Source organism: Pseudomonas sp. AL03, from assembly GCF_029960815.1.
In the GTDB taxonomy this organism is placed as follows: domain Bacteria; phylum Pseudomonadota; class Gammaproteobacteria; order Pseudomonadales; family Pseudomonadaceae; genus Aquipseudomonas.
The window spans coordinates 301600-321520 of the sequence record NZ_JASBRE010000003.1 but is presented as its reverse complement, the minus strand read 5'-3'; the positions used below and the strand labels follow the sequence as shown (position 1 = coordinate 321520).

Genomic DNA, 19921 nt, shown 5'->3' with positions numbered 1-19921 from the left:
CCGGGAACGCCAGGAGGCTCGTTACGGTGGCAAGGGTGGGCCGAAGTGCTGTTGAGGGTCGGTGGCAGTGATGCCATCTAAATAGCAAATTAAAGAACCCGGCTGATGAGGCCGGGTTTTTTATTAAGTGAACTCCATTGGCCGATCCGTATTGAGTCAGGAGGCGGGGATGGTTTCGAGCGTTTCGAGATTCAACAGGGTGAAATAGCCACGGTCCGGCCTCCAGCCAGCCGTATCGATGTGAATCACATTGCCAAGGCTGACCGGCATAAGAAGCGGCGTATGCCCTACGACGAGTGCGCGTAGGCCATCAACGCCATGCTTTTGCATCTGATCGATCCGCCTTCGTGACCACATGCAGTCGTGCTGGACCGCCTGCAGCTGCTCGTTGCTTTCTGGCGATTCCAGTTCCTTACGCAACTGTTCCCATGATGGAAATGGACAGTCGGCGTGCACGATGCCGATCAGGCCGTGTGCTGTTTCGACTTCGATCGCGATAGGGAGCTTGGCGAACTGCGCCGCGAATGTTTGCTTCTCGAACGGCGACAGGTCCGTGAACCATGAACCGCCGTTGCCGATCCAGCTGTCGAGGTCGCAGGTGTCGAAACACACCACGTAGTCGTCATGGTTGCCCCGCACCGGGTGGAACCATGGTTTGTCCAGCCAGTCGAGCGCGTCACGGCACCCGGGTCCACGGTCAATCAGATCGCCAACACTGAACAGGCGATCTACTGAGGGATTGAGCCCGACTGCATCCAGAGCGGCCTGCAACCGAGTGAAATGGCCATGAATGTCACCGACCACGAAATCTCGGCCGGCAACGTTTGCGGCGAAGCGCTTCACGCGCGGCATCTCGATAGCTTCGAGCATGGGAATACCTCTCCCGCAGCTCCCCAACGGGCTGGTAGTCAGTTGAGTTTAGGCCAGGATGTGCTGGTCGACGACTACCGCGACGGCAAGAAGACTCTTACCGCCTGCGCGACAGGCTTCCCGGATCCAGCGCGGTGAGTGTCAGTAGCCAGTTGCTTGCCCGAAGTGGTTGTCCTGCACGCCGGCGATGAGGTGCAGGGGCACGTGTTGCGCATCAATGGATGGGACTTCGAAAGTTTCCACTATTTGGGTGTGGCGCTCACTCAGCCCGGTCGACTCTTCTGCAAGAGCCTTAGCCATTCTCGCGTGGTTCGCTGCGATTTCATTGAGAGTTGACACGTTACATCCCCCGGTGACTGACCAAGCGCTTCGCTGGAGTCCTTAAGCGTTAATTAAAGTGCCGCCGCGTCAGAATTACGTCGCTCTGGGGCCGCTACGAGCGTCTTTTGCAATCCTTACGCCAGGAATAGTCAATAAATTCGCGCCGCGTTTCTCATGCGACGAATGGTTGCCATTGGCTTTCGCCTCCTTTAGCTCGGATATTTCCTGAGCCTATAAGGCCGGGGGAAAAGGTGATTAGACGTGCAGCCGTTGTTTTGCTAAAAAATAGTGCATGGCTGCTGTTTACGCGCCAATGCATCGCCATTTCAGTTAAATGGAAATCGCCCAACATTGCGCTGGGCAACGATCAATGAGTCTGATTGCCGATACAGGGATAAGTAACAGCGACTTTGGCCAACTGCTCGCGCACCAAGGCATTGGGCTCATTGATCCCCTTTCGTTTCCGCAGGCTGATCCTTTCCGCATCCCGCTACACCCTTGCTTCCTTGCAACCTGTGTCGCTAGTCAGGCCGAGTAGGTGGTATCAGGCGTGAGTGATGGACAGATCGCTGATGACGCAGACTGAACCGTCTTCCGGGTCCGTGGTTTCGGAGTAATCGATCTGGTTGTACACGCCACCGTGGAAGGCGAGTGTTTTCGTGTCCCAAGTGTTGTCGAGGCGCATGATCGCCGAAGTCGATTTGACGCCGTTACAGCTCGCCGATACGGAGACAGCGCCGCTCGAATTGGCGTGAATATTGATTTTGAAAAGTGCACCGAGGGGCACGTTCTCCAGCACTGTGGAATTCACCGGATTGTCTTGCAGGTAGCTCGACCGGAACCCCATGGTGATTTTGCCTTTGTTCCAGAAAACCTTCACAGGCGGTCGTTCTGAATCTTTCACGTGAATCTGGCCGATTACGACCTTCTGCAGCGAGTTGACCTTCGTCAGCCGCATTTCTTGGCGATTCCAGTGGTCTGCAGCGCTGGAGAACAGCCAGTACCCCGGCTCCTTCCATTCACAGCGAGTCCGCTTCGTGCTTTTGCTGGAGGCACCGAGTGTCGGCGCCGTCATCTGCAGCGAACCATCGTCAAGCATCTTGACGACATCGGGGCATTCGATTAGCGCCCGCCAACCAATGAGCTCAAGCGCAATCGGGTTGGTGTCGGAGATTGGAAGCGGGGTAGCGATGGTGAAGTTGCTGATGTCTACAGTCATGGTTTTTGCCTCAGTCCATTGATGTCGGGTGTTGCTCTGTTGAACCTTAATACTGTCTGGATGTACAGTAGTCTAGGCGTGACTATTGGGCAAGGGGTCGGCGAGGGGTTGTATCGTTTTGTAGATGTGTTTGGTCGGCGGGGCGCCGCAGGAAGGGGCAAAACGGGCTGAGTACGCGTCCATAATAGTTAGTAAAGGGTAGAGGGCGTCATCTTAGCGTCATCGAACCCATGGCAAGATCCTCGCAAACCGTCTAGAGCGCTCAGCAGGTTTCCACCTGCGGGTTGATGAATTTGCAAGGAATCCCTATGAAAGGAGACGCCTCCCTGTTTGCAGCCATTGATCTTGGTTCTAATGCGTTTCGCATGATGATCGGCCAGTCAGTCAGACGGAATCAGGGGTTTGTGATCCAGGAAGTAAAAACCTTGCGTGAGCCTGTCCGTTTGGCGGAAGGGGCTCAAGGCGGAGCGCTAGACGAGTTGGCTCTGGATCGGGGATGGCAAGCGCTCGCGCGATTTGGCAAAAAGTTACGCGGTTTCGAGGCCGGTCGTGTGCGGGCAGTGGCGACCAGTGCCGTGCGCGAAGCCGACAATGCTCAACTGTTTTTAGCCAGCGCGGAGCGGCACCTGGGCTTTCGTATTGACGTTATCTCTGGGCATGAAGAGGCCCGACTGGTGTACGCCGGTGTTGCCCATACGATACCCGGTACAGAAAACAGGCGACTGGTCGTGGATATCGGTGGCGGCTCCACCGAATTGATTCTGGGGCAGGGCGCTCAACCCCTGTTGACCGAGAGTATTGCCATCGGCAGCGGCACCTTCGGCGCGCGTTACTTTCAGGGGGGCTGTATCACGGCTCAGACGCTTCTGGAGGCTGAGCGGGTAGCCACTCTGCAATTTGAAAAAGTGGCGCGTCGTTATCGTGCGGTGGGTTGGCAGCAGGTTATCGGCTCTTCAGGCACCGCACGAATGCTGGCCAAAGTACTCAAGGCCAACGGGTTGAACGACTATGGCCAAAGCGGCATCACCTACAGCGGCCTGTTACGCTTGTCGTTGCGCCTGCTTGAAGTGGGGCATGTCAAACAGCTCAGACTGGCAGGTTTGCAAAGCCATCGACTGAGCATCTTGCCTGGCGGTCTGGTGCTCATGCTGGCGGCATTCAAGGTGTTTGGTGTCTCGCATATGACGCCTTCCGAGCCGGGCTTGAGGTTCGGTGTTCTTCATGGACTGATGTGTAAACACTGATCAACCCATGGCAACCTTGCAGAGCAGGAACCCGCTTTACAGAGCGTAAGTGTATAAAACTCAGGGAAGACATGATGTCCACCACTGCTAATTTTTCGGACATTTCATGAGACGTGTGGTTTTTAACCAAAAAGGTGGCGTTGGTAAATCCAGTATCGCGTGTAACCTCGCCGCCATTAGTGCCTCCGAGGGCTATCGCACCTTGTTGATAGATCTGGATGCCCAAGCCAATGCTACTCACTATTTGACGGGATTGAGCGGCGAAGATATTCCCCTCGGGATCGCCGACTTCTTCAAACAGACACTGTTCCCAGGCCCGGCATCGAAGAAGGCGCAAGCCAATATCCATGAAACCCCCTTCGACAACTTGCATTTAATCGCGGCCTCGTCGGAGCTGAGTGATCTGCAATCCAAGCTCGAGACACGCTACAAAATTCAGAAACTCAGCAAGCTGCTGGACAGGCTCGATGAAGACTATGAGCGGATCTATATGGATACGCCGCCGGGTCTGAATTTTTACAGTGTGTCGGCGTTGATTGCCGCTGACCGCTGTTTGATCCCTTTCGATTGCGACAGCTTTTCTCGCCAAGCGATTTACGGTGTGCTGAGAGAAATCGAGGAGATCAAAAGTGATCATAACGAGAGGCTGGAGGTCGAGGGCATCGTCGTTAACCAATTCCAGGCTCGCAACGCACTGCCGCAACGACTGCTCGACGAACTGATCGCCGAGAACATGCCGGTGTTGCCTGCGTATCTGATGAGTTCGGTGAAGATGCGTGAGTCACACCAGGCCAGCAAGCCATTGATCTATCTGGAACCGCAACACAAGCTGACCCGGCAATTCGTAAAGCTGTTCAGTTTGCTTGAAAGCCAGGCCTGAACAGAGCGGCTACCCGTCGGCTAAGATTACTAGTCCACCATTGAGAGGCATGAGTCTTTTCGTCATGCCCTCTGGAGAGGGTTCAATGGCAAAGGCAGCGCCCTGTTCGACGCCCCACAGTGCAACATGCTCCTCAGTCCCATTCAGGTTGACTCTGCAAGCTGGGCTTTCTGCTCTTTCGATATGCAGTCAGTGAAGGCACAATGCGCATCCTTTTTTGGTTGGCCTTGCCGGAGGCGCCTCGAAATGATCAAAACGCCGTACTACCTCATCGACAAGCAAAAGCTGCTGGCGAACATGCAGAAGATCGCCTATGTGCGCGAACAGTCCGGGGCCAAGGCCCTCCTGGCACTCAAGTGCTTCGCCACCTGGTCGGTGTTCGACCTGATGCAGCAATACATGGACGGCACCACGTCGTCGTCGCTCTACGAGCTCAAACTCGGTCGACAGAAGTTCGCGGGCGAGACTCACGCCTACAGCGTGGCCTGGGCCGACGATGAAATCGAGGAGATGCTCGAGAACTGCGACAAGATTATCTTCAATTCCATTGGCCAATTGCAGCGCTACACCGAGGCGTCAGCAGGCAAGGTGCGCGGTCTGCGGGTCAATCCGCAAGTGAGCAGCTCGGATTACCTGCTGGCCGACCCGGCGCGGCCGTTCAGCCGTCTGGGCGAGTGGGACCCGGTGAAGATCGAGCAGGTCATCGACCAGATCTCTGGTTTCATGTTCCACAACAACTGCGAGAACGGCGACTTCGGCCTGTTCGACCAGATGCTGTGCACCATCGAGGAGCGATTCGGTCATCTGCTGCACAAGGTCGAGTGGGTCAGCCTCGGTGGCGGCATCCACTTCACCGGTGAAGGCTATGCGCTGGACGAATTCTGCGCGCGCCTCAAGGCCTTCTCGCAGAAATACGGCGTGCAGGTCTACCTGGAGCCGGGCGAAGCCGCCATCACTCAGAGCGCGTCGCTGGAAGTCACCGTGCTCGACACCCTCTACAACGGCAAGCACCTGGCGGTCGTGGACAGCTCCATTGAAGCACACATGCTCGATCTGCTGATCTATCGCCTGAATGCCAAGCTGGCGCCCAGCGAAGGCGAGCACACCTACATGGTGTGCGGCAAATCCTGCCTGGCCGGAGACATTTTCGGTGAGTATCAATTTGATCGCCCGCTGGCCATCGGCGATCGGTTGTCGTTCATCGACGCCGCGGGTTACACCATGGTCAAGAAGAATTGGTTCAACGGCCTGAAAATGCCATCCATCGTGGTGAAACAACTCGACGGTAGTGTCGAGGTGGTTCGTGAGTTTGGTTATAACGACTACATGTCCAGCCTTTCGTAAGCTGGCTGAGAAGGAGAGAGAGAAAAATTGAAGAAGAACGTGCTTATCATTGGTGCAGGAGGTGTCGCCAAGGTGGTGGCCCACAAGTGCGCGCAGCACAACGATGAACTCGGTCGTATTGCTATCGCGTCGCGCAACATCTCCAAGTGCCAGGCCATCATCGACAGCGTCAAGGCCAAGGGCAGCCTCAAAGTGCCCGCTGATATCCAGGCCTACTCGCTGAACGCCCTGGATGTCGAAGCGACCAAGGCGCTGATCCGCGAAACCGGATCGCAGATCGTCATCAACGTCGGTTCCGCTTTCCTCAACATGTCGGTGCTGCGTGCTTGCATCGATACCGGCGTGGCCTACCTGGACACCGCCATTCACGAAGAACCGGGTAAAGTCTGCGAGACGCCGCCCTGGTATGGCAACTACGAGTGGAACCACCTCGAGGAGTGCAAAGAGAAGAACATCACCGCCATTCTCGGTGTGGGTTTCGACCCGGGTGTGGTCAACGCCTATGCAGCGCTGGCGCAGCAACAGTATTTCGACCGCATTGATTCGATCGACATTCTCGACGTCAATGCCGGTTCCCATGGCAAGTATTTCGCCACCAATTTCGACCCGGAAATCAACTTCCGCGAGTTCACCGGTCAGGTGTGGAGCTGGCAGAACAGCCAGTGGACGAGCAACACGATGTTCGAAGTCAAACGCACTGACGACCTGCCGGTCGTAGGGGCGCAGAACCTGTACCTGACCGGCCACGATGAAGTTCACTCGCTGTCGAAGAACCTCAACGTGCCCAACGTGCGTTTCTGGATGAGCTTCGGCGAGCACTACATCAATGTGTTCACCGTACTCAAGAACCTTGGCCTGCTCTCGGAGCAACCGGTCAAGACCGCTGAAGGCCTGGAAGTCGTGCCGCTGAAAGTGGTCAAGGCCGTGCTGCCTGATCCGAGCTCGCTGGCCCCCGGCTACACCGGCAAGACCTGCATCGGTGATCTGGTCAAGGGCACCAAGGATGGTCAGCCGCGCGAGGTGTTCATCTACAACGTGGCCGATCATGAGGACGCCTACGCAGAAACTGACAGCCAGGGCATTTCCTATACCGCTGGCGTGCCGCCCGTGGCTGCAGCCTTGCTGGTCGCCCGTGGCGAGTGGGACGTGCAGCGTATGGTCAACGTCGAAGAGCTGCCGGCTGAGCCGTTCCTCAAGGCGCTGGACGTGATGGGCCTGCCAACCCGCATCAAGGATGAGAATGGAGACCGTCCCTGGAGCTGAAACACCTGAGGCTCACAACAACAGGTGAATCTCGTTTCCCGCTCTATACGCCAAAACGCCGCTCTTTGAGCGGCGTTTTGGTTTGTGCGTAATTTGAAGCTATCTCCAGGGTTTTCCATAGCTTCAACATGGTCGGGTTTTGATTGGTTTTGGCACAGCAGGAGCGTATTTCAAGCTGCGTGCTCCACTCGCGGCCACCGGCTCTGACCCGTTGTCCGCGCTCCAACGCCTCTGCAACAGGGCACACGGCCAAAACCGCCTACGGGCGGTTTTTTTGCAACTGTAATTCCGGGATCTGAGCCCGTTCAGGGCTTAGGGGCCGACGCAATAACTCGTCTGCGTTCTTGCAGACGGAGAAATCCCTGCTTAACTCTGAATCGATGGTCAGTCAGTGACTCATTGGTCACGTCAGCCATCGGAGCACCCTTACGCTGTTGTTGCTTGCTCGTGTTGCCAGGTTAAGCCCGAGGAGGCCTATGCGTTGACGCTTGAAAACCACCCTGAGTTATTAATGTATTGGCTTGGCACTTCACTGTCAGGTCCACGTGTTGTGCTTTCTGCGATAGGGCCCTGTGGGCATCCCTCACGCTGTGCGCTTAGTCCAATGGGTTCAAGGAAGAAAATGACATGATGCCGAAAACTGCCATCGTCGAGATCTGCGGGAAGTACAAGGTTTATACCGAGCACTATCTCAACACTGCAGCTGACAAGACCATCATTCTGGTCAACGGCTCGCTGGCAACAACCGCATCCTTTGCCCAAACGGTGCGTTATCTGCAGCCGCGATTCAATGTGGTTCTCTACGACCAGCCCTACGCCGGTCAGTCGAGGCAACACAATCTCCACGGCCAACCGATCCGAAAGGAAGACGAGGCAGCGATACTGCTGGAATTAATCGAACACTTTTGTGTGCACCACGTGCTGTCCTTTTCCTGGGGCGGCGCGGCTACCTTGGTGGCGCTGGCCCAGCGGCCGCGACGAATCGAGAAGGCGGTGATCAATTCATTCGCAGCGCGGATCAATACGCCGATGCGCGATTACCTGGAAAGCGGCCTGAGTCATCTCCAGGCCTGCGACCGCCTCAATGTCGGTCGCTTGATCAACAGCACGATCGGCAAGCACCTGCCATCGCTGTTCAAACGCTTTAATGACCGCCATATCCGCAGTCTGGCCGAACACGAGTACAGGCAGATGCATTTCCACGTCAATGAGGTGCTGACCCAAGACACCCATTGCTACGTCGCCTGTGCCGGGGCCATCGACATCCCGCTGCTGTTTGTCAACGGCGAATGGGATGAGTACACCTCGGTAGAAGACGCCTGGCTTTTTGCCGATCATGCCCCTCAGTCCCAGTTCCATACCATCAAGAATGCCGGGCACTTCCTCGATATGGAACACCCGGCGGCCTGGCATGACACTCGGCAGGCCTTGCTCGGTTTTCTGCAGCCAGCTTCCAGGACGCAGGGCCGTGTTGCCTCAGATATCCAGGTCAATCACGTATGAGCCATTAGTTCGAGGCGTCGACAATGGGTGTCAGACGCTGCTCCATGATGATCGTGCGCTCGGCACCGTGAAATTCGTCGCGGACTTTTCGATAGCCCAGCTTGAAGTAAAAGGCTTCTGCGGTAATGGAGGAGGGGACGCGCAGTACCTCGATTTTTGCGCCTAGGGCGACAGATTGAAGCATCGCCATCAGTTGCCTGCCGAGCCCGCACCCCTGATGGCTTGGCTCGACGAATACGCTGCGCACAACGTCTTGATCTAGGCTGGCCGTGGCGACCACGCGCTTATCGATGGTTGCGACAAATACCGAGCGTTGTTTCAACAACGCGCGGATGGCCTCGGCAGAAAAGCTTTTCTCTACCTGCGAGATGACTTCGGGCGGGTAGTCCAGGGCATTGGACTTGCGCAGCGATTGAATGATGACCTGGCTTATGGCTGCCGCATCGTCTGGGGTGGCGAGTCGTATCTGGTTATTCATTTGAAGACCCCAATCCTTGTGTCCTTACCGCAATCCTTTAGCCCGATCTTGAGCGGTCAATGTCGGAGTACCTGCGCCAGCTTCTATTTGAGCTGCGCCCCGCGCGCCGTTAACAACTTCCGCAATACCGACCGATGGCAATGCTCTTCATCCTCGCAATAACAGCCAATGGCCATTGATGTTTGATGGGACAACGCAGCCAACAAATCGAGCAATTGGCTGGGCGCCGGGTGGTTCATTTCAGTCTTGAATTTGCGCTTGAAGGCTTCCCACGCCTTGGCGTCTTCCGCCGCTTTGGCTTCTGCGACCAACTCTGCACTGGGAGACAGCAGCGGCTGCCACACGTCATAAAAATCACGACTGGCAAACTCGGCCTTCGGCACGCCACGCGGCGGGCGACGTACCGTACCCAGACGCAGGCCTTCATTGGCGGCGCGCGGTGAGCCGAGTTGCACGATATGGATGGGCATGGTGGATGTGTTCCCCTCAAGCCTGTATGGCCGACCTCTGCGGTGTGCGGGAGCAGTCGGCCGCGCTCTGGAGCCTTCAATTGCGCGAGTTTTCGAACCACTCCAGCGCCGTGCGCCAGATGCAGATCCCCAGGAAGTAAGCCGACATCAGCAGCCAAAGCCCCATCACCATCGGGTTGATCACCGGATGGTTGACCACCAGCGACAAACTGCACAGCAGCCATATCGCCGTCACGGCGATGTTGATCGGCATGAACTTGCGCACGCGGAACGGGTGGAGGAACTTCATCCGGGTCACGGTCAACAGCGCCAGGCCGATGACGGTGAGAAAAGTGATCCACGGCGACGGGGCGATGATGTACAGGCACAGGGCTACCACGTTCCAGGCGGCGGGGAAGCCCTGGAAGTAGTTGTCTTTGCTCTTCATGTTGACGTTGCAGAAGCAAAACAGCGACGAGACCAGAATCAGCGACACGGTCAGCAGCAGCGTGTAGTCCGGCAGAGGTATGTAGCGATAGATGAATAGCGCTGGGATAAACACATACGTCAGGTAGTCGATGACCAGATCGAGGATTGAGCCATCGAAACCTGGCAGCACCGACTGGACATTGACCTTGCGCGCCAACGCGCCGTCCAGGCCATCGACAATCAGGGCGACGCCCAGCCACAGCAAGCAGTTTGTGGCCTGGTTTTCCAGCAAGGCGAGTGTTGCGAGGAAGGCGGTGACCACGCCAGTGGCGGTAAAACCATGGGCGCCCCATGCTTTGAGTCTGGCGATGTGTAGGGTCGATATCACGGGGGCGTTCTCCAGAAAGTGAAGCAAGCCTGTTATCACCCCTTCAGTTGGGGGTGTCGGCAAACCAAGTCAGGTTGCATGTATCGACCGGGTATCCGGGGATAAGGTTCACCAACTGTAAATCTTAGCTGGGCGGCAAAAAAATACTCTGGATAAATTCGGGGTGTTAAATGAAACATCGGCGCAGGGCGATCTTTTTACTCAAACGTGGCGATCTCCGGATTGACCCGGTGCAGACAGGCTCATTTACAGAACCTTGCTCATAAACACCCGACTCGTGCCTTGCGGGTCGCACGGCACTTCCCCGAATCGCTGCCAGCCGTTTTTTTCATAGAACTCCGGGGCCTGGAAACTGAGGGTATAGAGCACCGCCGAGCGGCAACCGCGACGACGACCTTCGTCTTCGTACACCTTGAGCAGTCGAGAGCCGAGCCCGGAGCCACGCAGTGAGTCGGGCAAGTAGAAAAGATCGAGAAACAGCAGGCCTAGCGACGTACGCCCGGTAATACCGCCCAGCACCTGATGGGTCTCCGGGTCGCGGACGGTTACCGCCAGCGACTGGCGGTCGTTGATTCCGGTCATCTGATCATTGAAGGCACTCAACCCGGCGCTGAGTACTTGCTCGACTTCAGGTTCGATAACGTCGCTGACAACAATCTGAGTGCGGTCCATGTGTTCGTTGATCCTGTGGGCATCGGGTTAGCGAGGGTAGAACACTCGCAGCCGATGGTCATCAGGGTCAGCCAAACGGTGGTGGCGCATTTGCCGGCGAGGACTATTGTTGCCTGACTGGATCACTCCCATTGATGAGGACATCGTCATGAACACCAGCGATCTGCTCGAACAACTTCTGTGAGCCGGCCAAGGCTCAATGGCGCAACAGAGTGGCGGGGGCGCGTCGGCCCAAGGCGGCCTCGGTGGATTGCTCGGCGGCCTGTTGGGCGGTGGCGCCGGTTCAAGTGCCGGGGCCGGCGGCCTGGGTAGTTTGCTCGGTGGTCTGCTGGGCGGTGGCTCAGTCGTGGGCGGTTCGACCCAGACCCGGTCAGGTGGTGGCACCAACTATGAACTGGCTGCGGCGTTGAGTATCGATCCAGAGCTGCGAGTGCACCTGGAGCAACAGGCCCAAGGTGGCGTGGCTTAATGATCGCTCGCCATCACACTGACTGAAGCTGCTGAAACCCTGGCCTCTACCGGGCTTCAGGTGCTTTCGGCACCAGAAACGTAACCCCGAAGCTCTCGGCGATCTCCAGTATCCGCGGCAGATCCTCCGGCACTTTGAGCTGATCCACCGCCGCAAAGAACTGACCACCGCGCGGATCAGACACCACACCGATCATTTTCGCGGTGGCGCTGACGTTCTTGTAAGCATGAATGGACCCACCAGGGATATGCACATAACCCCCAGGCGAAACGGTGGTGGACTTGCCCGCAACCGTTACTTCCACCTGCCCGTCAATGACGTAGAACGCCTCGTCCCAAGGGTGAAAATGCGGGGGCGGCCCACCCCCTTGCACGCCCTCCTGGATATGCATTTCAAAAGGTTTACTCAGATCCCCGCCCGCGAGAATGGTGATGGTCTCACCCACGACATTGACCGGGTCGGGGGTTTTTTCGGGCTCGATGACATGAACCGTGCGCATGATTGCTCTCCGAAGGATGAGTCAACACCCGCTGAGTATATTCACTTGATGTGGCGCCGGGTGCCGCGCCACTAGCCCGTCTGTCTGGGCGATTTCAACGCCGATGGAATTTTTTTCCGGGCGTGTCGCTCTGCTGATGAAGAGACGTGCTGATTCAGCGTCCTGCCACTGGCCTCAGACCGAGAGACGTACCCATGACTGCCCTGACACGAATTGAATCCCAGCCGGCCCACGAACGCTCGATTCCGACCGCCGGCAGCATGAAGCTTATCTATGAACAGTTATTACTGAGCGGCGATACCGAACACCAGCGCGCACTCGGCAAAACCTTCCTCGAGGCTCAACTTGCGCACGCAGCGGACCTGCCCGCGGACATACCGCAAGACCTGTCGGCACTGCAAATCTTTGTCGAACAGCACTGCGCCGAGGTCGCTCGCCAATACGCCGACTACCTGCAAAAACGCAAGGACGGCGGGCCTCGGCAGTTCTTCACTAACAAGGCGCACGCGTTGTTTTTCCTGCAAGCCGTTGCCCCGACCAAACTGGTCGACGGAGCATGGCTGTATGGCCTGTTGCAGCACTGGCATGACCCTCGTTTCGAAGGCCTGATTTGCACCTATCTGGAAGAGTTGGGCGACGGCAACCCGGCGCAAAATCATGTGGTGATCTACCGCAAGCTGCTCGCCGAGCATGGTTTGCAAGACAACGGCTTCATCGCAGACGAGCGTTACCTGCAAGGTGCGGTGCAATTGGCGCTCGGTTATTGCAGCGACGATTTTTTGCCGGAGGTGATCGGCTACAACCTCGGCTATGAACAGCTGCCGCTGCATTTGCTGATCAGCGCCTATGAACTCAGCGAGCTGGGTATCGATCCGTATTACTTCACCCTGCACGTGACCATCGACAATGCCAGCACTGGCCACGCACAAAAGGCCGTGCAGTCGGTGCTGCAATTGCTGCCAGTGGAAGCCGACCGTGAAGATTTTCTGCGCAGGGTCGCGTTGGGTTATCGTCTCAACGATCTGGGGCAGGGCAGTCGCGCGATCATCGAGTCGTTCGACGTGTACGGCGAGTTGCTGAACATGCTTGAACGCAAGCGCCCGTTTGGTCAGCACATGCATTCCGATTACTGCCGGTTTGAAGGCAATACCGTTAATCAATGGTTGTCGTCGCCGGAGCAGTTTCCGGGCTTCCTTAGCGCCCTTGAAAACAAGGGCTGGATCAAACGTCATCAGGACCCGCACGCCAGCCGTTTCTGGCAACTGATCGATGGCGACGGCGCGGGCATGTTCGGGGTGTTCAGCCCCTACGAAAAACAGCTGCTGCACGACTGGATCGCCGGAGACTGGCGACCTGAGCGATCGCCGGCAGCGGTTCGACGTGGCACCAGCGTCGCGACCGAACCGCCAGTGCCCGCCAATGACCCGGATGTCCAACGCCTGCAAGCTACACTTAATGGGCTTTCCGCCGACGAGCAAATGCAAGTGTTGATCCCATGGCTGTCTGCCCATCGGCACGCTCACCCGGCTGGTCTGATGGCCACGCGACGGTTCATCGAACTCAAATCCGGATTTCGATAGGGAGCCCTTCATGAATCAGGAAGAACAGCTTAGCGCTGCCGACCTGGCCTTACTGCAATTGGGGCGCCGCTTGCAGGCCGACGGTTACCGATTCATTACGCCAACGCCGCTGACCCACCAGCGGGTCAATGATCGCGCCTTCGGACAAAGCGCCCGGACCCTGCGCGAAGTATTCGGCTGGTCGCGGCCGTTTGAGCCCGATCTGTTGTCGGTGGATGAACAGCGGCAGTTGCAACAGGCGGGCGTCCTCGGGGAAAGCAATGGTCGACTGAGAAGTCATGTGCGCTGGTCAAGCCTCGATGACCTGCTGTTCGTGCATTCGGGCTACCCCACCGATGCCGCTGATGCGGTGTTCTTCGGACCTGACACCTACCGTTTTGCCCGGCTGATTCACGCCCATCTGCAACAGAGCTTCGCGCCGATCAGGCGCGCCGTGGACATCGGCTGCGGTGCGGGCGTTGGGGCGATTGTGATCGCCCGCGCTCGCCGTGAAGCCGAAGTGCTGGCCGTGGACATCAACCCTTCGGCGTTACGCATGACGGCAGTCAACGCCGCGCTCGCCGAGGTGACTAACGTCAGCATAGAGGCCAGCGATGTGCTGCAGGACGTCGACGGCAACTTCGACCTGATCGTCGCCAATCCACCCTACATGGCCGACCCGGCCGAGCGTGCTTACCGGCATGGCGGCGGGGCGCTCGGCGCGCAATTGTCGTTGCGCATTGTCGAGCAAGCCCTGTATCGGTTGGCCCCCGGTGGCTCTTTGGTGCTGTACACCGGCGTGGCGATGATCGATGGTCTCGATCCTTTTCTGGACGCGGTGACGCCGCGTCTGGAATCGCCGATGTTCGGCTGGACTTACCACGAACTAGACCCTGATGTGTTCGGCGAAGAACTGTTGACCCCTGGCTATCAGCGGGTGGAACGAATTGCCGTCGTCGCCCTGATCGTCACGCGCATCGGCGCAGGTATCGGGGGACCCGTTACGTCGTCAGCCGGTGCGCCATGACCAGGAGCCTGGACGATTACAACCGCATGCGCGACTTCTCGGCGACCTCTGAACCGGCCGCTGCCAAACGTGGGGGCAAAAAAAACGCGAAAGACCATGCCTTGCAGTTCTGTATCCAGAAGCACGACGCCTCGCGCCTGCATTACGACTTTCGCCTGGAACTCGATGGCGCGCTGAAAAGCTGGGCGGTGCCCAAAGGCCCGTCACTGGACCCCAAGGTCAAGCGCCTGGCGGTCCACGTCGAAGACCATCCGATTGATTACGCGACCTTTGAGGGCAGCATTCCCGAGGGGCATTACGGCGCCGGTGATGTGATTGTCTGGGACCGAGGGGTGTGGATTCCTCAGGACGACCCGGCCAAGGCGTACGCCAAGGGCAAGCTGAAGTTCGAGCTGCAAGGCGAGAAGCTCGGCGGCCTGTGGAACCTGGTGCGCACGCACATGCCGGGCAAGCAGGAACAATGGTTTCTGATCAAGCATCAGGACGGCGCAGCCAAACCCGAAAGCGATTACGACGTGGTCGCCGCCGAGCCCGACAGCGTGCTCAGTGATCGGACCATCGTGGCCAAAAAGCCGAAGACCGCTGCCACACCCAAACCCATCAAAAGACCCGCCGCCGCGGCGCGCAAGGAACAGTCGGCGCCATTGACGGGCGCCCGCAAAGCCAAATTGCCGGACCTGCTCAAACCGGAACTGGCGACGCTGGTCGAAAAAGCCCGGGACGGCGAGTGGAGCTATGAGATCAAATTCGATGGCTATCGGATCATGGCCCGCATCGACCACGACGAGGTCAAACTCTTCACCCGTAACGGTCACGACTGGACCCACAAACTGCCCAAACAAGCCGAGGCGTTGGCTTCGCTGGGTCTCGAATCCGCCTGGCTCGACGGTGAGATGGTGGTCGCCGACGAGCTGGGCGTGCCGGACTTTCAGTCCTTGCAAAACGCCTTCGACTCGGGCCGCAGCGGCAACATCGTTTACTACCTGTTCGACATGCCTTACCTCAACGGTGTGGACCTGTGCGAGGTGCCTGTCGAGGAGCGAAGGGTTGCGCTGTCGACGGTGCTCACCCCCAATAAAGACCCGTTGCTGCGCTTTTCCGATGCCTTTAGTGAAGAACCGGAAGCGTTGCTCAACAGTGCCTGCCAAATGCAGATGGAAGGGTTGATCGGCAAGCGTCTGGGCTCGCCTTACGTTTCACGGCGCAGCGGCGACTGGATCAAACTCAAGTGCAAGCATCGGCAGGAGTTCGTCGTCGTTGGCTTCACAGATCCCAAAGGTTTGCGCAATGCCTTTGGTGCGCTGCTGCTGGGACTGCATGACCGCGACAGCGGTGAGTTGCGTTACGCAGGCAAGGTCGGCACCGGGTTCAACGAGACGACGCTCAAGCGCATCTACGAGCAACTGAAACCGTTGCAAACCAAAAAGAGTTCAGTGGTCAATCCACCGACCGGTTTTGACGCCAAGGGTGTGCACTGGCTCAAACCCACGCTGCTGGCCGAGGTGGCTTTTGCCGAAATGACCAAAGAAGGTTCAGTCCGCCATGCGGTGTTCCATGGTCTGCGTGACGACAAACCTGCCGACGACATTACCGAGGAGCGTCCAAAAGCCGTGAAGCCCAAAGCCGCTAAAAAAGCCCCCGCAGAAAAACCCTCTGCCGCGACCAAAAAGAAAACCACCCAAGCCGCACCCGCACCCGCGCCATCACAAATCGGCCTCGGCGCGGGCAAGGTGCGCATCACTCACCCGGACCGGGTGATCGATGCAAGCAGCGGCACCACCAAAGTGCAACTGGCCGAGTATTACGCCAGCGTCGCCGAATGGATTTTGCCCGAACTGAAGGACCGGCCAGTGGCGCTGGTTCGCGCCCCGGACGGCATCGCCGGCGAACTGTTTTTCCAGAAAAACGCCGAGCGCCTGGCCATTCCGGGGATCACCACCCTGGACAAGGCACTCACCGGCCAACCGGTGATGATCATCAATAATGCCGAAGCCCTGATCGGTGCCGTGCAAATGAGTACCGTTGAACTGCACACCTGGAACGCTACCTCGGACAACCTCGACAAACCCGACCGCTTCGTCCTCGACCTCGACCCGGACCCGGCGCTGCCCTGGAAAAGCATGGTGGAGGCGACTCAATTGACCCTGTCGGTACTCGATGAGTTGGGGCTCAAGGCGTTCCTCAAGACCAGCGGCGGCAAAGGGATTCATCTGGTGGTGCCACTGACCCGCAAGCTCGGTTGGGACGAGGTGAAGGACTTCAGCCACGCGATTGTCAGCCACATGGCCAAGTTGCTGCCGGAGCGTTTTTCCGCTGTGTCCGGACCGAAGAACCGGGTAGGGCGGATCTTCATCGATTACCTGCGCAACGGTCTGGGCGCCACGACCATCTGCGCCTACGCCGCGCGCACCCGGGAAGGACTGCCGGTGTCAGTGCCGATCTTTCGGGAGGAGGTGGGTGAGCTCAAGGGAGGGAATCAATGGAACGTGCACACTGTGCATGAACGCCTGGCCGAGGTCGGTGATAAACCTTGGGCGGACCTGAAGCAAACCCGGCAGTCGATCACCGCCGAGATGCGGCGACGGGTAGGGATAAAGAAGTAGCCATACACACCTTTGTAGGAGCACGGCGTGCCGGCGATAGCGCCCTTGAGAACGTCATCGCCGGCAAGCCGTGCGCCTACAAAAAGCAATCGAACTATCTGATAAACGCCTGCAAATCGGTGCCCAGTTTATCGATCGCCGCTTTGAAATCCTTGGTGGTGATCTTCTGGCTGGCGTTTGACAGTGTGCTGCCAAAGACTTTGCGCACCACTTTGGCCACAGTCTGGTTGTTGCTGGCGTCGATAAACTCAGCCTCGATGAACAGTGTGGAGTCCTGATCGCGATGGCCACTGACAGCGGAAACACCCCCCACGACAGCGGCGACCGGAACCACTTCATACCACTTCATGCCCTCGTTTTCGGCATTCACCCCGGTGATCGCCGCGCGCATGATCAAGGTTTTTGAACCGGCTGGCGCTGACTTTGCGCTCGACACCACCCGGTATTTCTGGCCCAGCACGCCTTTGACCTTGCTGGTCATGTAGCTCTGTAACTCGTCCAGGGTTTGCCGATTGACCCGCTCATTGGGCTGGGGCGCCGGGTAGAGCTCCAGCTTGTTGAAGGTCACGGTGTTATAGGCATCAGGATTCCAGGACGGGCTGACCCAGCGCATGGCTGTTTCGCCGCTGGTGGTGGTGACCTGTTGCAAGTTGTTGTAGTTGGAGAGGAAGCCGGAATACTGCTCACGCTCGGTGACTTTCGAGGTGCAACCGCCGAGGAGCAGGCTGGCCAGCGTAGCGCCAATAAACAGTTTTCGGGACAGGTTCATTGTGGTGTGTGCTCCATGGATTGATGTCGGTACCCCGGTTCAGAGCATAGGTGGCTCCGGCCGCAACGCCAGGATTCGCCCATGGGCACGGTAAACGTTCGGTTGCCAATATGCAGGCATGGAGCGGCGAGCTGGCTCGCCGCTCCAACGACTATTGCTTGCCGACAGCAGCGGCCAGCAGCGGCGCCGCCTGTTCATCGGTCAACACCGCATGGACTTCCATGTTCATGAGGTCGTTCCATTGCAGTACCCACTTCTGAATCTGTACGGCATCACTGGCATCCGCGATGCCAAAACCGTTCGAACCACCGACGGCATGCCAGCGCCCCAACATCTTGACGCCTTCGGGTGGAGCACCTTTGGTTTCGAGAAAGCGCTTGATCACGGTGTTTCGATTTTCCGGACTGATGGACCAACTGACCATGAATAACATTTGCCACCTCCTGCTACGGATTGGCACCTGTTTCTCTTCGCGCACCTGGCTGGCGCCGGGACCACGGTCACGCGTGTATTTCCAGCTTCATCCTTGACTGGCTTGAAACCGTTTCTCCCATGAGAAGGCATAGCAGCGGCTCAGACTCCGCGTATGACCGCTGATCCTGTTTCGTTGCTTTTGTACAGGGTCGTGGATGACACGTGTTTCACCCGCGAAACAAGGTTCATCGGGCTGATTTCACGCATCGCGCAACAGGTCGTTGGCATTGAGCAGCGCGTAGGCAATCTCTGGACGCTTCTCCAGTGCGCGGCGAATCGCGGCCGGGATCGACTGACGGGTTCTGCGGCATAACCCCGGTTGTTCGCCGAGGTTAATACCGATACCACGCATGGTGCGTACTTCGTTGAAACCGGGGGCAATGCTCACGCGGATACCCAACTGCTCGTACATCCGCTGTTGCAGACGCTCGAGGTCACTCAGGCTCTGGAGGTTTTCCAGGCGTTCGATCAGGCGCTTTTCCTCTGAACGAGTCAGAAACAGGATGCGCACGTCAGCACCCGGTGTTTCCAGCAGCGGGTCACGCCCGCAATCGCAGGCGCCGGGCGGGCAGGGTTGGCGAATCGGAGGGGTGGTCGTCATGGGCTTCAATCATAGAGTGCTCCGCTCGGGTTTGCCCATAGGGTTTTTTGCCCTTCTGGCGAACGGGTCACGCCGCGTTTAGGCTTGATAATCAGCCTTGGTACCGGGGCGTTAAGCACGTGCACAGGCCAGGAGCGGGATCAATGAAAGCCAAACCATCCGATCGCCACGGCGGTGGTCGGGTGCATGTTCACGCCTGCGCAACTGCCCACCCATTGCGTGCAAGTCATCCAATACAACACGGCGTACATGCAAGGCGGTTCAACCTGGTATCAACCGCAGTATCAGGGCAGCGATGTGACTTATGTCGTGGTCAATGCGCCTTGAGTCGGGGGGATTTAAGTACAAATCCGGCGAAGTCGGGTCAGTCATGGTCGATGCAAAGGACCGTAAGGCTGGCCCAGCCTGCTAAACATGTCGGGCCGACCGCTCTATACTCGACGACCCCCTTTACCCCCTCAAGCAAGAGATCCCCATGGCAAACCACGACATCACCTTCCTCCCCGATCCGGAATCCATCTCCTCCGACGTCGCCGGTTTCGGTAGCCTGCTGGTCTCCACTCAGATCCCCACCCGCGCCGACGGCAGCCTGGAACTGGGCGGCATCATCGAGCAAAGCGAGTGCACCCTGCAGGCGCTCAAGGTAGCGCTGGAGCACGCCGGCAGTTCCATGGACCGGGTTCTGCATCTGACCATCTACCTCACCGACATGGCTGACCGCGCCGCTTTCAACGAAGTCTACCAGCGCTTCTTCGCCAAGCCCTGGCCGGTTCGCGCCGCCGTTGGCATCGCCGCCCTGGCGGTCGAAGGCATGCGCGTGGAAGTCACCGCGATGGCGGCCAAGGGCTGAATCTGCAGAC

The 19921-nt window shown here is 58.0% G+C and carries 21 protein-coding genes and 2 pseudogenes; 11 read left to right on the top strand and 12 right to left on the bottom strand.

The features are described 5' to 3' along the window. Positions 1–156: 156 nt before the first annotated feature. The 3 genes from QK293_RS05480 to QK293_RS05470 form a co-directional block, all read right to left on the bottom strand. Positions 157–870, bottom strand: coding sequence for a metallophosphoesterase (locus QK293_RS05480; protein ID WP_282376078.1), 714 nt, complete (start codon positions 868–870; stop codon positions 157–159). A 141-nt stretch (positions 871–1011) separates the two neighbouring features. After that, the gene (locus QK293_RS05475; RefSeq protein ID WP_282376077.1) at positions 1012–1209 is read right to left on the bottom strand and encodes a hypothetical protein; all 198 of its coding nucleotides are present in this window, start codon (positions 1207–1209) and stop codon (positions 1012–1014) included. Positions 1210–1735: 526 nt separating this feature from the next. Further along, positions 1736–2410 carry a polysaccharide lyase family 7 protein gene (locus QK293_RS05470; protein WP_282376076.1) on the bottom strand — a complete coding sequence of 225 codons (675 nt, stop codon included), beginning with the start codon at positions 2408–2410 and terminating at the stop codon, positions 1736–1738. A 308-nt stretch (positions 2411–2718) separates the two neighbouring features. Between QK293_RS05470 and QK293_RS05465 the strand changes: the two genes are divergently transcribed. The 4 genes from QK293_RS05465 to QK293_RS05450 all read left to right on the top strand — a co-directional run bounded on the left by QK293_RS05465 (position 2719) and on the right by QK293_RS05450 (position 7141). Continuing rightward, on the top strand, positions 2719–3654 hold the full coding sequence (locus QK293_RS05465; RefSeq protein WP_282376075.1) for a Ppx/GppA family phosphatase: 936 nt from the start codon (positions 2719–2721) through the stop codon (positions 3652–3654). Between the two features lie 106 nt (positions 3655–3760). Then, complete coding sequence (locus QK293_RS05460) at positions 3761–4534, top strand: ParA family protein (protein WP_282376074.1); 774 nt, start codon at positions 3761–3763, stop codon at positions 4532–4534. A gap of 246 nt (positions 4535–4780) precedes the next feature. Then, the gene (gene nspC, locus QK293_RS05455) at positions 4781–5878 is read left to right on the top strand and encodes a carboxynorspermidine decarboxylase (RefSeq protein ID WP_282376073.1); all 1098 of its coding nucleotides are present in this window, start codon (positions 4781–4783) and stop codon (positions 5876–5878) included. A 27-nt stretch (positions 5879–5905) separates the two neighbouring features. After that, positions 5906–7141 (top strand): saccharopine dehydrogenase family protein, encoded by a 1236-nt coding sequence (locus QK293_RS05450; RefSeq protein WP_282376072.1) that lies wholly within the window; start codon positions 5906–5908, stop codon positions 7139–7141. Between the two features lie 43 nt (positions 7142–7184). On the opposite strand, the pseudogene QK293_RS05445 reads toward QK293_RS05450, so the two are convergent. Beyond that, positions 7185–7379, bottom strand: a pseudogene (locus QK293_RS05445) (hypothetical protein); the annotation flags it as partial. Positions 7380–7768: 389 nt separating this feature from the next. Here QK293_RS05445 and QK293_RS05440 point away from each other — a divergent pair. Then, a complete protein-coding gene (locus QK293_RS05440) occupies positions 7769–8644 on the top strand; it encodes an alpha/beta hydrolase (RefSeq protein ID WP_282376071.1) in 876 nt (291 codons plus the stop codon). A gap of 4 nt (positions 8645–8648) precedes the next feature. Here the strand turns inward: QK293_RS05440 and QK293_RS05435 are convergent, their stop codons facing one another. The 4 genes from QK293_RS05435 to QK293_RS05420 all read right to left on the bottom strand — a co-directional run bounded on the left by QK293_RS05435 (position 8649) and on the right by QK293_RS05420 (position 11060). Further along, positions 8649–9122, bottom strand: coding sequence for a GNAT family N-acetyltransferase (locus QK293_RS05435; protein ID WP_282376069.1), 474 nt, complete (start codon positions 9120–9122; stop codon positions 8649–8651). 83 nt (positions 9123–9205) lie between these two features. Then, on the bottom strand, positions 9206–9592 hold the full coding sequence (locus QK293_RS05430) for a DUF488 family protein (protein ID WP_282376068.1): 387 nt from the start codon (positions 9590–9592) through the stop codon (positions 9206–9208). A 76-nt stretch (positions 9593–9668) separates the two neighbouring features. Beyond that, complete coding sequence (gene pcsA / locus QK293_RS05425; RefSeq protein ID WP_282376067.1) at positions 9669–10388, bottom strand: phosphatidylcholine synthase; 720 nt, start codon at positions 10386–10388, stop codon at positions 9669–9671. A gap of 246 nt (positions 10389–10634) precedes the next feature. Next, complete coding sequence (locus tag QK293_RS05420) at positions 10635–11060, bottom strand: GNAT family N-acetyltransferase (protein WP_282376066.1); 426 nt, start codon at positions 11058–11060, stop codon at positions 10635–10637. A 199-nt stretch (positions 11061–11259) separates the two neighbouring features. Here QK293_RS05420 and QK293_RS05415 point away from each other — a divergent pair. Beyond that, positions 11260–11475, top strand: a pseudogene (locus tag QK293_RS05415) (DUF533 domain-containing protein); the annotation flags it as partial. Positions 11476–11575: 100 nt separating this feature from the next. Here QK293_RS05415 and QK293_RS05410 read toward each other — a convergent pair. Further along, positions 11576–12028, bottom strand: coding sequence for a cupin domain-containing protein (locus QK293_RS05410; RefSeq protein ID WP_282376065.1), 453 nt, complete (start codon positions 12026–12028; stop codon positions 11576–11578). Positions 12029–12222: 194 nt separating this feature from the next. Between QK293_RS05410 and QK293_RS05405 the strand changes: the two genes are divergently transcribed. The 3 genes from QK293_RS05405 to ligD are packed head-to-tail and all read left to right on the top strand — an operon-like array spanning position 12223 to position 17217. After that, positions 12223–13608 (top strand): iron-containing redox enzyme family protein, encoded by a 1386-nt coding sequence (locus QK293_RS05405; RefSeq protein ID WP_282376064.1) that lies wholly within the window; start codon positions 12223–12225, stop codon positions 13606–13608. A gap of 10 nt (positions 13609–13618) precedes the next feature. Further along, positions 13619–14614 carry a class I SAM-dependent methyltransferase gene (locus tag QK293_RS05400; protein ID WP_282376063.1) on the top strand — a complete coding sequence of 332 codons (996 nt, stop codon included), beginning with the start codon at positions 13619–13621 and terminating at the stop codon, positions 14612–14614. Continuing rightward, positions 14611–17217, top strand: coding sequence for a DNA ligase D (gene ligD / locus QK293_RS05395; RefSeq protein ID WP_282376062.1), 2607 nt, complete (start codon positions 14611–14613; stop codon positions 17215–17217). Before QK293_RS05400 ends, ligD begins: the two co-directional genes overlap by 4 nt. 94 nt (positions 17218–17311) lie before the next feature. On the opposite strand, the gene QK293_RS05390 is transcribed toward ligD, so the two are convergent. The 3 genes from QK293_RS05390 to QK293_RS05380 form a co-directional block, all read right to left on the bottom strand. Beyond that, positions 17312–17986 (bottom strand): DUF3313 domain-containing protein, encoded by a 675-nt coding sequence (locus tag QK293_RS05390; RefSeq protein ID WP_282376061.1) that lies wholly within the window; start codon positions 17984–17986, stop codon positions 17312–17314. A 151-nt stretch (positions 17987–18137) separates the two neighbouring features. After that, on the bottom strand, positions 18138–18419 hold the full coding sequence (locus QK293_RS05385) for a DUF3303 family protein (protein WP_282376060.1): 282 nt from the start codon (positions 18417–18419) through the stop codon (positions 18138–18140). A gap of 240 nt (positions 18420–18659) precedes the next feature. Then, positions 18660–19061 carry a hypothetical protein gene (locus QK293_RS05380; protein ID WP_282376059.1) on the bottom strand — a complete coding sequence of 134 codons (402 nt, stop codon included), beginning with the start codon at positions 19059–19061 and terminating at the stop codon, positions 18660–18662. Positions 19062–19247: 186 nt separating this feature from the next. Here QK293_RS05380 and QK293_RS05375 point away from each other — a divergent pair, with 186 nt between their 5' ends. After that, on the top strand, positions 19248–19388 hold the full coding sequence (locus tag QK293_RS05375) for a hypothetical protein (RefSeq protein WP_282376058.1): 141 nt from the start codon (positions 19248–19250) through the stop codon (positions 19386–19388). 148 nt (positions 19389–19536) lie between these two features. Beyond that, positions 19537–19911: a RidA family protein gene (locus QK293_RS05370; RefSeq protein ID WP_282376057.1), complete on the top strand. Its 375-nt coding sequence runs from the start codon at positions 19537–19539 to the stop codon at positions 19909–19911. Positions 19912–19921: the final 10 nt, after the last annotated feature.

What these genes read in the sequence shown, in the direction of transcription:
- QK293_RS05370 (WP_282376057.1), top strand. Translation starts at nt 19,537, where the DNA reads ATGGCAAACCACGACATCACCTTCCTCCCCGATCCGGAATCCATCTCC.
- QK293_RS05375 (WP_282376058.1), top strand. Translation starts at nt 19,248, where the DNA reads ATGTTCACGCCTGCGCAACTGCCCACCCATTGCGTGCAAGTCATCCAA.
- ligD (WP_282376062.1), top strand. Translation starts at nt 14,611, where the DNA reads ATGACCAGGAGCCTGGACGATTACAACCGCATGCGCGACTTCTCGGCG.
- QK293_RS05400 (WP_282376063.1), top strand. Translation starts at nt 13,619, where the DNA reads ATGAATCAGGAAGAACAGCTTAGCGCTGCCGACCTGGCCTTACTGCAA.
- QK293_RS05385 (WP_282376060.1), bottom strand. Translation starts at nt 18,419, where the DNA reads ATGTTATTCATGGTCAGTTGGTCCATCAGTCCGGAAAATCGAAACACC.
- QK293_RS05380 (WP_282376059.1), bottom strand. Translation starts at nt 19,061, where the DNA reads ATGACGACCACCCCTCCGATTCGCCAACCCTGCCCGCCCGGCGCCTGC.
- QK293_RS05430 (WP_282376068.1), bottom strand. Translation starts at nt 9,592, where the DNA reads ATGCCCATCCATATCGTGCAACTCGGCTCACCGCGCGCCGCCAATGAA.
- QK293_RS05410 (WP_282376065.1), bottom strand. Translation starts at nt 12,028, where the DNA reads ATGCGCACGGTTCATGTCATCGAGCCCGAAAAAACCCCCGACCCGGTC.
- QK293_RS05470 (WP_282376076.1), bottom strand. Translation starts at nt 2,410, where the DNA reads ATGACTGTAGACATCAGCAACTTCACCATCGCTACCCCGCTTCCAATC.
- QK293_RS05390 (WP_282376061.1), bottom strand. Translation starts at nt 17,986, where the DNA reads ATGAACCTGTCCCGAAAACTGTTTATTGGCGCTACGCTGGCCAGCCTG.
- QK293_RS05440 (WP_282376071.1), top strand. Translation starts at nt 7,769, where the DNA reads ATGATGCCGAAAACTGCCATCGTCGAGATCTGCGGGAAGTACAAGGTT.
- QK293_RS05405 (WP_282376064.1), top strand. Translation starts at nt 12,223, where the DNA reads ATGACTGCCCTGACACGAATTGAATCCCAGCCGGCCCACGAACGCTCG.
- nspC (WP_282376073.1), top strand. Translation starts at nt 4,781, where the DNA reads ATGATCAAAACGCCGTACTACCTCATCGACAAGCAAAAGCTGCTGGCG.
- QK293_RS05420 (WP_282376066.1), bottom strand. Translation starts at nt 11,060, where the DNA reads ATGGACCGCACTCAGATTGTTGTCAGCGACGTTATCGAACCTGAAGTC.
- QK293_RS05460 (WP_282376074.1), top strand. Translation starts at nt 3,761, where the DNA reads ATGAGACGTGTGGTTTTTAACCAAAAAGGTGGCGTTGGTAAATCCAGT.
- QK293_RS05480 (WP_282376078.1), bottom strand. Translation starts at nt 870, where the DNA reads ATGCTCGAAGCTATCGAGATGCCGCGCGTGAAGCGCTTCGCCGCAAAC.
- QK293_RS05435 (WP_282376069.1), bottom strand. Translation starts at nt 9,122, where the DNA reads ATGAATAACCAGATACGACTCGCCACCCCAGACGATGCGGCAGCCATA.
- QK293_RS05465 (WP_282376075.1), top strand. Translation starts at nt 2,719, where the DNA reads ATGAAAGGAGACGCCTCCCTGTTTGCAGCCATTGATCTTGGTTCTAAT.